The sequence below is a fragment of the Pseudomonas sp. ML2-2023-6 genome (assembly GCF_037055265.1).
In the GTDB taxonomy this organism is placed as follows: Bacteria; Pseudomonadota; Gammaproteobacteria; order Pseudomonadales; family Pseudomonadaceae; genus Aquipseudomonas; species Aquipseudomonas kulmbachensis.
The window spans coordinates 3,137,976-3,150,385 of the sequence record NZ_CP146347.1 but is presented as its reverse complement, the minus strand read 5'-3'; the positions used below and the strand labels follow the sequence as shown (position 1 = coordinate 3,150,385).

Below are 12,410 nucleotides of genomic sequence, written 5' to 3'. Positions count from 1 at the left end.
ACTGTCACGTCCTGCCCGTTGAGCATACCGGGCTCATGTGACCCTGGATATCACTCAACTCCAATCGTTGCACACCGGGGAAACGCTTCACAAAACCGGCACCCGGTTCACTCAACATCAGGTCTACGTCGAGCTTTATTGCCCTGACATGAGAGAAGTCGGCGTCCAGAGCAGGGAAATCACTCACCGACCCGAAATCAAGGTACGCAGAGGGCTGCGGATTGCGCAGCAAGCCTGTTCGCCAACAGGCAATCACCCTGTCTGCCACCGGCTGACGTTCCCAGTCGTTGCCCGTACGCATCCAGCGCTCCAGCGTGGCGCGCAAACCCTCCAGTTCGCGCTGCTGATTGGCCAGAAAGTGAAACAGGTGCTGAGCCGTCTCGCCCCCACTCTGCCGGTCGTACAGATAGCGGCTGGCCGCCTCGTCAGTCATGTTCGGGTAGATGGCGCGCATTCTGGAGAGTAGCGAAGGGGCGACCTCCGTCGCCTCTCCACGTCCCGACAAGGGATAGCCGATTTGCCCATTGAGCCGTTGCAGACCAGGCCTGGAGCGCGGCAGGCGGATCTTCAGGGCGCGCGCCATCTCGAGACGATGGGTGGTTGCATAGCTTCCCAGTGTGTCTTGGCTGACCCCAGGTATCTTCAGGCAATGCTCTGCCAGACGCTCGCTGTCGACCGACGCCAGACCCGGCAGATACAAACCGGCCAAGGCCCGATTCAGACGGCTTTGCTGCGCAGCGGCACGCGCCAGGTCATCGAGGGCACCCGACACCCGCCCCAGCGTGCGAAGCTGTGCCAGATCGCTTTGACTGGCCTGGGCAAGTACCTCCCCCGCCGTGCGCTCCGACAACATGGGAAACCTGCGACACAACCTTTCAACGTCCGGATTTTCCCGGTCGCCAGTTTCAGTCAGGCGCCTGAACAGGTTTTTTTCTCGGGTACCCAATTCATCGTAGTAATGTTGGTTAAGCGATGGTTTGTGCTCAATCAGTTGCCGTTCAACCCAAAACTGCTCAAGGGTATCCAGCAAAAGCGCAGACGGTGGCAGCCCATCAACATGCATCTTGCGCAATGCGTCGTCCGTGACACCGCTGACGTCGCCAATCCGGGCCAGGGTTGCGTCATCAAACCCTTGGGTCACATGCCCCAGCCGCCGCAGCAAGGTCGGGCGATCCCATTGCAAGGGCTGCTCATGGCTGTGACGCCAGGCACCGGCATTGTTGTGCTGGAGCACCGGCTGATAAGCCTCGCTGTCAGTCGGGTGCAAGACCTTCCATACGTTCAGTGCCTGGTCATGGGCCTGCTTATAAACCTGTTGATCCACCTGCACATAGAGCCCCCCTTGGACGTCATATTGTCCCAGCGCATTGGGCTTGAGCTGAGAAATCAACGAACCATCACATTGATACGGGATCAGGTCCGGCTTCCATAAACGGGTTTGGCCATCGCGCAATGTAATCGAGACCAGTTGATCGCCCCAGCGGGACACAGCGCCTGGCGGAATTTTACTGATGCCGTGGCCGATACCGCCCACCACACCGGCTACTGCCAGGTTTATCGCCACACTCTCAAAATTCGACCAGGCCCCTTCTGTATCACCGACGCTCCATGACTCGATGCCGTGATAGACCTGCAGGCTCATTTGCAGCGCCATAACCGCCATCATCACCTCCCCTGCGCCAGGGATAAAAAACGCGGCAACGTTCACCGCGTCCAATCCCAGGCCCAGGTAGTAGTCCAGGCGCTGCTGCAACAACTGGCGGTCGGCATCGGCGGTCGGCACGGCGAGCAACCGCGCATTGGCCTTGAGGCGTTGCAGATGCCAGCGATATAGCTCGCTGAACAGCTCGGCGGGCGCGGCCTCTATGTAACGCTGGTTTAGTTTGAGGTCCACTTCATCGACATAAACCGGCGCTTGCCCCGTACCAAGGTCGGGTTTGGTTTTATACAGCTGGGCGTTCAGGCGCGCCAAAAAAGTCTGGGCGGCCCCTTGCGGCACCAGGCTTGCGAACAACTGCTGATAGGGCGCGGTGCGCAAGTTCAGCCCCAACTCGTACTGGAATGCTTCGAGCGATGGGTATTCCTTGAGCGGATACAGCGGCGCCCCCGGGATATAAACCACCAGACGCTCCATATCAGGCTTTTTCATCACTGGCAGCTCAAAGCCCAGCCGGGTATTTGCCCACTCTGTTACCGGCAGCGTTGAACGATACGGACCAATGAGCAAGACCTCGCCCAAGGTAAAGCCATACAACTGGAGCTGACTGAAGACCACGGGCCTTCCATACAGCACGGGGGCCGCATCCCTGGCCAGCACTGACTGCAACATGGCGTAGGCTTGCCGGGATATATCCTTTTTCATCAGCGCGATGTTCATCCGCACGCTCAGCAGTTCCTTTTGCGCCCGAATCATCTGGTAGCCCACCACCGGCGCTGTATCAGGTGCTTCGAACACGGCATGAAGATGATCCTGATACTGCTGCCCCAGATCCAGCGCACGGCAGATATCCGAGAAAACCTGGGGCGTCATATCGAGTTTTTCTCGGTAACTGAAGCCCGACACAGGCTTGAGATTTTCCCGGGCTTGCTCAATTGCCCCAACGGCATAACCCGAACCATGCACCAGCGCATCGGCCATTTGCGAGTAGATACCCGTTGAACTTACGGGAGTCCATTTGTCGATATCCAAAGCACCCTCGGGCGCCAAGGCGCTGACCTGCCCATTGACCACCAGAGAAAACTCTTCATTGCCTTCAAAGTTCTGCAACGCTGCTTGGAGCAGGCTTTGATGCTGCACGGGTTGTTCACGGCGCAGGTAATAAAGACGGTTCTGGTTAACGTCAATTTCGGCACCTGTCGTACTGTGGCTGTGCAACGCCTCCTTAAGCCTGGGCTCGGCAAACTGGGTGATGCCCTGGAGGTCTTTAAGGGTTCCAGCCAATTCTTCATTGGCCCGACGACTACGTTCCTGGCTGGCAGCCAACGCCCGGCGCAACCATGACGGCGGCGTGTGATCCCCGGCATCCGCGTGCACAAACAGCCCCTGTTTGAGCCGCTTTATATCGGCAACTCTGCTGTGCTTGATCCAGCCGGGGACTTTGCCTTTGATAAATGCCGCATGCGGCCCAAGGCCTGCGGATACTTGCCATGTGGTCATTGAGCCTCTCCTGATGCTCGATTAAGAAGCCCCAGTACAACGAAAGGGTTAGCGGCTATGGCGGTATGTATATGTCGGCCCTGCCTTCAAACAGTGGCCATCTTGACTATCCTGTGATGTGAGCAGTCTCGCTTGACGATGCACGAGGACCTCATGGACGATCCAGACAACAAGCCCCCGACCTTCTGGCAAGTGCTGCACAGCGTGATGGCCGCCGCTTTCGGGGTGCAAAGCGCAAAGAACCGCTCCCGCGATTTCAGCCACGGCAAGCCCAGTCAGTTTCTGCTGATGGGCTTGCTGTTTACGCTGATTTTCGCGCTGAGCCTGTTCGGGATCGTCAAGTTGATCCTGTATCTGGCGGGGGTCTAGGGTGCTTGCAGCACCGTATTGAGGCTGAAGGGATAGTGCCAGGACACGGGCTTACCCTGGGCTGAAAGGCGCGCAAAAGGCACCTGCCAGGTTTCGCTACGAACCTGTACCAGCAAGTGTTGCGCCTGCTGGCGATCAATCAGTTGCAACAGCGGCACTTTGCGGTTCCTGCCACCGAATTGGCTAATATCGATGCCCTTGGCATCATCGCCGATCAGCACCATGGCCCAACCGCCCAAGGTAAAGTGCCCGCCGACCAACGCACTCAAACGCCCGTCGATGCGAGCCTCAAGCGCCGGAATTGAACTGTTGACCGCGCTGAACAGTACATCTCGCCCCACCACCTTGCCTGCCTCTTGCGCAGCCTGCATGGCGCCAAACGCCATCTCGTCATTGGCCGACCAGATCAGTGCCGTTGCGGGGTAGCGCTTGAGCAACAGGGTTGCTTGATCATAGGCGCGGTTCTTGTTCCATTCACCGTAGACCCGTTGCCGCAAACGAACTTCAGGATGCTCGGCCAGTGCTCTGTACAGGCCCTTCTCCCGCAGTTGCGCGGCTGGAGTATTTTTTGGCCCCGAGAACGCCAGCAAATCCACCGATTGGCCCGCACTGACCGGGCCGTGCTGGCGAATTATTTCGCTGAGCATCAGGTAACCCGCCTCCTCGTCGTTGGCCACCATGCTGCCAATCCAGTATGGATCACGCTCCAGTTCAGGGCCCACAAGACTCAATTGTTCAGGGGTCAGGGCGTTGTTGACCATAAACAGCTTTACACCACTGTCCTTGGCCATGCGCAAGATTTGCGGAGCGATGTACTCCTCGTTGACGAATACCAGATAGTCGGGGCGAACTTCGCCCTTCAAGGCTTCGCGCGCCTGCGCGACGGCCGTTGGTGCCGATCGGTCGGCATAGCGGATTTGAAGCTGCAGGTGTAGATTTTTGGCGGCAGCCTGCATGAACTGCGAATAGCTGACCCAAAAGGTTTCATCGGCATGGCCAGGGTTAAGAAACAACACCGTAGCCCCGTGCGCCACAGCCGAGAAAGGCAGGCACACGACAAGCGCGCACTGACAGAGAAATTTGAGCATGGACTGCTGCCCCAAGGAATTGACCTGCATTATTGCAGGCACAATACCATCAGGCACGCAGCCGATTACCGTATACCGAGCATCGCCGGATTTATCAAAAGACCGGCAAAGCGTCAGACGTTAAAGGTTATTGGTGACTGACCCAGAACACGGCAGTTGAAACCACCAGAACAATCAGAAAAAAGATGGCCCACGCATCGACCTTGCTGTCGTTTTTACGCACTTTGACTGGAGTACTCATCGCATCGCCTCTTTTCGGTTTTATGGGTGATTGCTTGAAGACTTCCGGACAGTTAAGCCCAGCAATGCCCTTCTCACAAGTAAGGGATTGAGAATCAACCTCTTATAGTCGTTTTGGTTCTTTGCATATGCTTAAACATCACTTTTGCGCATAACTACAAACTGGTATCGTGCCCCGCTCCGTGGGGAGTGCGCGGCCGTGCGCGCAGATAAGCTGTTAGCAGCCTGAGAACAGGACCTATATGTACGTATATGACGAGTACGATCAGCGGATCATCGAGGACCGCGTCAAGCAGTTCCGGGATCAGACCCGACGCTATCTGGCAGGTGAGCTGAGCGAAGAAGAGTTCCGCCCCCTGCGCCTGCAAAATGGCCTTTATGTTCAACGCTTTGCCCCAATGCTGCGGGTTGCCGTGCCTTATGGTCAGCTGACTTCGCGCCAAGCGCGAATGATGGCCAAAATCGCTCGCGACTATGACAAGGGCTATGCCCACATCAGCACCCGGCAGAACGTTCAATTCAACTGGCCTGCGCTGGAAGATATTCCGGACATCCTGGAAGAACTGGCCACCGTGCAAATGCACGCAATCCAGACCAGCGGCAACTGCCTGCGCAACGTCACCACCGACCAGTTTGCCGGTGTCGCTGCCGACGAGCTGATCGATTCGCGCCCTTGGTGCGAAATCGTGCGTCAGTGGACGACTTTCCACCCGGAATTCGCCTACCTGCCGCGCAAGTTCAAGATTGCTATCAACGGTTCGGCGTCTGACCGTGCCGCCATTGAAGTGCATGACATTGGCCTGGAGCCGGTGTTCAACGAAGCTGGCGAGCTGGGCTTCCGTGTGCTCGTGGGTGGCGGCCTGGGCCGTACTCCGGTGATCGGTGCCTTCATCAATGAGTTCTTGCCGTGGCAAGACCTGCTCAGCTACCTCGAAGCCATCCTGCGTGTGTACAACCGCTATGGCCGTCGTGACAACAAGTACAAGGCGCGGATCAAGATTCTGGTCAAGGCGCTGACGCCTGAAGTGTTCGCCGAGCGTGTTGAAGCCGAAATGGTTCACCTGCGCGGTGGCACCAACACCCTGACCGAAGCCGAAGTCCAGCGTATCGCCAAGCACTTCGTGGACCCGGACTACAAAGACCTGCCCGACTTCGGCGCGGAACTGACCGAACTCGACAAGCAGCATCCGGGCTTCGCCCGTTGGCGCTCCCGTAACACCCTGGCCCACAAGAAGCCGGGCTATGTCGCCGTGACCCTGTCGCTCAAGCCGACTGGCGTTGCACCGGGCGATGTAACCGACAAACAGTGGGACGCCATTGCAGAAATGGCCGACCGCTACAGCTTCGGCCAACTGCGCACCTCCCATGAGCAAAACATCATCCTGGCCGATGTTGAAGAAAACCGGTTGTTTGCCATGTGGGGCGAGTTGCGCGAAAACGGTTTCGCCACGCCAAACATTGGTTTGCTGACCGATATGATCTGCTGCCCTGGCGGCGATTTCTGCTCGTTGGCCAACGCCAAATCGATCCCGATTGCAGAGTCAATCCAGCGCCGTTTTGACGATCTGGACTACCTGTTCGATATCGGCGAGCTGGACCTGAACATTTCCGGTTGCATGAACGCCTGCGGTCACCACCACGTCGGTCATATCGGGATTCTGGGTGTGGACAAGAAAGGCGCCGAGTTCTACCAGGTGTCTTTGGGTGGCAGCGCCAGCCGTGATGCTAGCCTGGGGAAAATCCTCGGCCCATCGTTCGCCCAGGACGCCATGCCGGATGTGATTGAAAAGCTGATCGACGTGTATGTTGAAAAACGTACCGAAGATGAGCGTTTCATCGACACCTACCAGCGTATCGGCATCGACCCTTTCAAGGAGCGCGTCTATGCAGCGAATAATTAAGAACAACCAAGTCATCGATGAAACCTGGCACTTGTTGCCCAAGGAAACCACCTTTGACGAAATCTCCAACTGCGACGACCTTATCGTCCCGTTGGTGATGTGGCGCGAACACGGCCACGCCCTCAAGGCTCGCGATGGCGGCTTGGGCGTGTGGCTGGACAGCGATGAAGAAGCGGAAGAAATCGGCGAAGATGTGGCCAATTTCCAGGTCATTGCCCTGAATTTTCCGGCCTTCACCGATGGCCGCAGCTACTCCAATGCACGCCTGCTGCGTGACCGCTACGGTTACAAAGGCGAATTGCGTGCCATTGGCGATGTATTGCGCGACCAGCTGTTCTACCTGCACCGCTGCGGTTTTGACGCATTTGCCATTCGTGCCGACAAAGACCCATACGAAGCGCTGGAAGGCCTGAGAGATTTTTCAGTGACCTACCAGTCGTCTACCGATGAGCCGATGCCACTGTTCCGCCGACGCTGATCACCCCGCCGGCCTTGGGTTCGCCCAAGGCCCGCGGGCAGCCGGTCAGACATCACTGGAGGTTGAGATTTTCGGCTCGGTAAAGGGGTGCTCTTCGAGCTCCTTTTTGGTCAGCCGGGCAATCAGTGCATCCCTCACCTGCTGACGGCTTTCGCCCACTGCATGTGTCTTCGAAACATAGTCCTGACTGGACATACCCTCACGCGCGATGTAAATCACCTGCATGCGTGCATGCAAGGGAGAGTCGGCAGCGCTGAACTCATCAGGGTATTTCTTCTCCAGAAACGCGCCCCAAAAACCCTGTTTTTCGATAAAAGCCGTCTTCGCCGCCGGAGTGTCCTCACTCAATACCAGCTGCTTGGCGACCTCCAGTTGCTGTGGCGTTACATTAGCCATCCGCTCAAAAATCATTCTTTTTGGCCGGGCGGGCAAGCCAAGGTCCCGTGCCAGCTTGACCTGATAAAACATCTGCACTTCCAAAGGCTCAATACGGTCAATGCGTGCTTGCAAGTCGGCAGGGCTCAACCGCTGCGCCAGCCGCAACGCAGCTCCCGTGCCCAGCCGATACGCGACACCCTGCTGCTCCTGCGCCGTCATGGCGGACAACGGGCCGGATACAAAGTCCGGGCTGACGGCATCAATCAAACCCTGCAGCTGCTGGACATACGCGCGCTGCTCGGCATGAACCTCAGCCACTCGGCCTTCAATGACGCCCAACACATGCTTGTCCAGCAACTCCAGGCGAAATAGCCCGTGTGCCAGGTTCAGCAACTTGCCTTCAGTATTGCCCGTGTTCAGGGCAGTGAAGATTTGCTGACGAAGTTCCATATCCGCAAAAATCATCGGAATGCCATCAGCACAGGTATTAGGGTTGGCCGACACCTCAAACAACTGATCGCGTAACTCACTGTGCGAGTGCATATCATTGAGCATGGCCCAGACACGCCGACTCAAATTTTCGCGGTGGTGCAAATACTGCGCCGACGCGGTGAGGTCTTCCAGCACCCGGAAAAAATCAGCCGACGGGCCAATGCCGCTTAGGTTGCGCCACACCCTGTGTTGCTCGTAACTGGGCTGAACCGACCAATTAAGGACGCCGCCAGCCTGGGCAATATGTTGACGGCGCGGGGTGATGCCGAAATCGATACCCATTTCGCGCCGGTAATTATCCAGGCGCCGCAAGGAGTCTGCACTCAGGGGGTTGTCATGCAAGTGAGTGACACGATTGACCGACGTTCTCTGGGCATCAAACACATCCTGGGGAATACGCGTAATGTCGTTATCGCGCAGATCAAGGGTTTCCAGATGGCTGAGCGCCTCAACCCCCTCAGGCCAGGTTTGCAGGCCGGTATAACGTAATCTCAGATGCACCAGATCAGTCATACGGCGCACCGAGATACGTCGCCCCAGAGGATTTGCCATCAGATTCAGCGATTTCAGCCTGGTCAGCCCAGACAACAACGTGGACGTGCGATCGCTCAAAACAATCTGATTGCCCTGCAGGTTCAGATCGATCAATTCAGGCATGAGCAAAACTGCCGAAGGCACCTCGGTCAGTTGGCTACTGACTATAGACAGCACCCGCAAGTTGGGGAAACGTTCCAGAAATTGAACCGGGAATCTGCCGTTTGGCGAGTTGTGTAAACGCAGTGAGCTCACATGGCCAAAATCGGCCGACAGTTCAGGCAGGCAATCCACCGGCCAACCATTGAGATCGAGCGCATAACCGGAGTGATCCGCAAACTGCACACTTTCACTTTGCCTGCGCCAAGTGCTGATCAGTGCCTGGCTGATGTCCCGCTTGATATGGGGCGGGACCAACACGCGGGGCCCTGCTGCAGAGGTTTGAGTCCACACCGTTGCTGCCACCCAATGGTCAAGCCCGCTACGCAGCGTCTGCAGCTCTGCCTTGAGCTTGTTCAGTGCCCGAATCGTCAGCTCCGGGGTGAGCTTCAAGCGGTACAAGAACTGCCCCGCTTGCCCCTCGTTCATCAACGGAAACAGATCGGCAACCAGATCCTGAAGCAGCACGGCACGGTCCTCTTCCAGCAGATGCCCCGAACGACCACCCAGCGTGTACCCCAACCGGCCAGAAGCCATTCGAAGCGGCGACCTGAACCAGGGTTTTATCCGCTGCATTCCCAATATGCCTGCACTGCGCCCCCGATTGATGGCCGCAAGGTCGGCAACCTTACGCTTCAAAACCACGCCAGGGTCAGTGGCGGGCAAACTCAGTGCAGTACGTTGCGATGGCGTTAACCCTTGCGCCACACACATCAATAGATCAGGGCTGCGGTAAATGTCTTGATCTACGGTTCCATGAAACTCGTAAACATCGCCGGTTTTAAAAAGCTCTTGGCTATAGATGGCCGTGTCACGGCCCAGAGTGTTGAGCACTGTACCGTTGCTTTTATCCCGAACCACCAGACGCAGATTGGCTGGCCAGCCAGGCAAATCAAGCAAGGTGCGCCACCCCAGCGCCGAGCTGTCGGCGCTGCGCAAAGCCTCGAAGTACAGGCCCTCGATCGAACGATTCAAGCGCATGACCTGAGCATAACTGCGGGCCTCCTCGAGCACATGCAACGGTAAGCGGCCGCCACTGTTCAGCGCCATAAGCTCTTCAGGCGACAGGTGACTGATCAATTCCTCCAACACCACCACTGGTAATCCGGGGAACTGATCTTTCAGGCTATGCGTCTGCGTCGGAGCAACTTCGCCAATGTCATAAAGACGCGAAAACAACTCCTGCCTGGTGGACTCTGCATACTGACCCAGCTTGCGCGAAAGCGCTTGAACCTGCTGCTCCAACCCCAGGTCTAGCCGCCCCAGCAACGCTTCAATTTGCTGGGTGGAAAAAAAATCCAGCGTGACTTTCAACAGGTCGCCCCTGCTCACCTGGGTTTCGACGACTTGCAGCCGTGGATTGGACGGCGCCATATCCGAGCCGTACTCCCTGATTGTCACGCCCTGCATATCAACCACACGCAGTACACGATCCGCAGGCCAGCCGGGAAGCCGGGTCAACAGTTCCAATTGCAATGGCCCATTGTCCGGCGAACTATTGACCCCCTGTTTCATCTGCGCGATGAAACTCTCGATCATTTCACTCAAGCGCACACGCTTGATGCTGTCCGCCAGCGCTGGCGGCATAGGGCGGTTATCCATATAGAGCTTGCGCAGCACCGCTTCACGGGTGTCGGTCGCCAGCAAAACCTGCTCGGCCGTGGCATCCGAAAACCCTCGCACTTCAGGCCCCAGACGACGGAACAACTGCATACGCGACCACTTCCGGGGGGTTTCCAGTTCATGCACCCATGCACCGCTGCCGTTATGTTCAATCCGCGGCCTGTAGGCCTGGGGATCGGTGGGATGCCGGATAACGCCCTGGCGACTATCCGGGGAAACTTCGACCCGGAATATCTGCTGCTCAAACTGGAGATACTGCTTCTCGCCCACGCTATACAGCCCATGAGCATCAGGCTTAAGTCCTGCCAGCAATCCATTTTTCACCGCGTAAGGCTCAAGGTCAGGCCGCCACAGGCGCTGGCGACCGGTTACCGAGCGCACTGCCACCAGAGCATCCACCACAGGTTCGGGCCTGAGTACTTTTGCCGCCCCGGCGCTGCTCGCGACCAAGGCAAAGTTTTGCGCAATATCGAACAAGTGCTCCAGGGCTGCGGCACGGTCACCTTGCTCCCAGGCCTTGATGCCGTCGTACAACTCGACGCCCAATTGAATGACACTGGTGACCAGCAGGATGTCACCCAAAACAGGCACAAACCCTAGCGCAATGGTGAGCAGGCTCAGCCCGATATTCAAAAAGGACGCCTGGCGTTCCAAACGACTTTTGGAGTCTTCGTCTTCGGTGGGCACGACCAGTAACCTGGCATCGTCCTTTATTTGCGCCAGTTGCAGGCGCCAGGCCACAACAAACGGATCATCTGTCTGAGGCACATGCCGGCTCTCGGACATCAGGGCAGGTTCATTGATGATGGGTGGGCTACGCAGTAATAACGAGTCCCAGGTCACGTTCTGCATATCGGTGCGGCGCATAAATTCAGCACGATGGCGAAGCGGCACCAATTTAACAAAATAATTGGCGAACACACGGCCCTTCAACCACTCCCGTAACGTCGCCTTCAACAGTTCAAACGACTCAAATTCATGAAAGGCCTTGTGCGGACTGTTCGGCAGATAAAGCACACAGGATTGCGCCTGTGCGGTCGACTTGCTTTCTGGCCAGAAGACAATGACGCCCGGGACTTCAAACCCCATGATTTGCAAAGTGCCGTGGGCTGATTGCAGAAGTGAAAACAGGGCAGTAGGCGCGCCTAACAGGGTCATCATGAATGCATGAATATTTGTCGTTATTTCCTTCTTCATATAAGCCATGTGCAAGGCGCAGGTAAATTCATGGCGTAAGTTCTGGGTGAACGCAAATTTCAACTTGTAGGCTTTGGAATTAATATCTTCAGCGGACAAGTTGTCATCAACCGGTTCGAACACACGCGCCAAGTGCCATTGATACTGAAAGCCCAGATCGAGGTCGCGGCATATCAGTGCAAAGTGTTCCGGTTTAAGTGCCGGATGTTCAATCGCCCGGCGCGCGCTGACTTCATAAATACAGCTGCCTGAATCAAACCCGTCACTGGCGGTTTCTTCAATCTCAAAATTCTGCAGAGCGGCCTGCAGCAAACTGTGCTGGGTAATACCGGAGACCAGATTCAGCTCCAACGACTCGGGCGTGAGAAGATCAGGCATGGTTAACTGGGCAAAGGTATCGACCAATTTAACTTGCTGACGAGCGAAGAACAGTGTCAGGTTGCTCAATAATCGAACCTGTTTGAGGCCGTAAGTCCTGGGGTTCACGTCACCCCACCCGCGGGCTGCCAGCGCGGTCTTGAGCAACGGCTCGGCAAACTGTTCGATCGGCTTTACCTGAGCCAATACCGCAGAGACTACGCGCTGGGTAGCCTGGCCCTGCTTGAAGCTGTCGCGCAACGCCTCACGTATCCGGGGCGGCGCGTGAATGAACCAAGGTTCCAGCAAAGGCGGAATATAGGTTTTATGTTGATTGACGGCCAGCGTATTGGCCAATCGGCGGGAGTGTTCAATAACGGTTCGTTCAGCATCTGATACAAGAGCGTTGGTCGCGTCTGTCATGATTCTAGCCTGGC

General features: G+C 56.8%; 6 protein-coding genes. 3 read left to right on the top strand and 3 right to left on the bottom strand.

All coding sequences use genetic code 11. The features are described from left to right. Positions 1 to 4: 4 nt before the first annotated feature. On the bottom strand, positions 5 to 3,157 hold the full coding sequence (locus V6L79_RS14470; protein WP_338579035.1) for a dermonecrotic toxin domain-containing protein: 3,153 nt from the start codon (positions 3,155 to 3,157) through the stop codon (positions 5 to 7). Positions 3,158 to 3,310: 153 nt separating this feature from the next. Between V6L79_RS14470 and V6L79_RS14465 the strand changes: the two genes are divergently transcribed. Further along, complete coding sequence (locus V6L79_RS14465; RefSeq protein ID WP_261742173.1) at positions 3,311 to 3,526, top strand: DUF2970 domain-containing protein; 216 nt, start codon at positions 3,311 to 3,313, stop codon at positions 3,524 to 3,526. Here the strand turns inward: V6L79_RS14465 and V6L79_RS14460 are convergent. Then, entirely contained in the window at positions 3,523 to 4,614 is a 1,092-nt protein-coding gene (locus V6L79_RS14460; protein ID WP_338579034.1) for an ABC transporter substrate-binding protein, read from the bottom strand. The genes V6L79_RS14465 and V6L79_RS14460 overlap by 4 nt on opposite strands. Positions 4,615 to 5,096: 482 nt before the next feature. Between V6L79_RS14460 and V6L79_RS14455 the strand changes: the two genes are divergently transcribed. Together V6L79_RS14455 and V6L79_RS14450 are read left to right on the top strand one after the other, a co-directional pair. Then, a complete protein-coding gene (locus tag V6L79_RS14455) occupies positions 5,097 to 6,755 on the top strand; it encodes a nitrite/sulfite reductase (protein WP_338579033.1) in 1,659 nt (552 codons plus the stop codon). Next, complete coding sequence (locus tag V6L79_RS14450; protein WP_261742170.1) at positions 6,739 to 7,233, top strand: DUF934 domain-containing protein; 495 nt, start codon at positions 6,739 to 6,741, stop codon at positions 7,231 to 7,233. Before V6L79_RS14455 ends, V6L79_RS14450 begins: the two co-directional genes overlap by 17 nt. Positions 7,234 to 7,278: 45 nt before the next feature. On the opposite strand, the gene V6L79_RS14445 is transcribed toward V6L79_RS14450, so the two are convergent. Then, entirely contained in the window at positions 7,279 to 12,396 is a 5,118-nt protein-coding gene (locus V6L79_RS14445; RefSeq protein WP_338579032.1) for an NEL-type E3 ubiquitin ligase domain-containing protein, read from the bottom strand. Between the last annotated feature and the right edge of the window lie 14 nt (positions 12,397 to 12,410).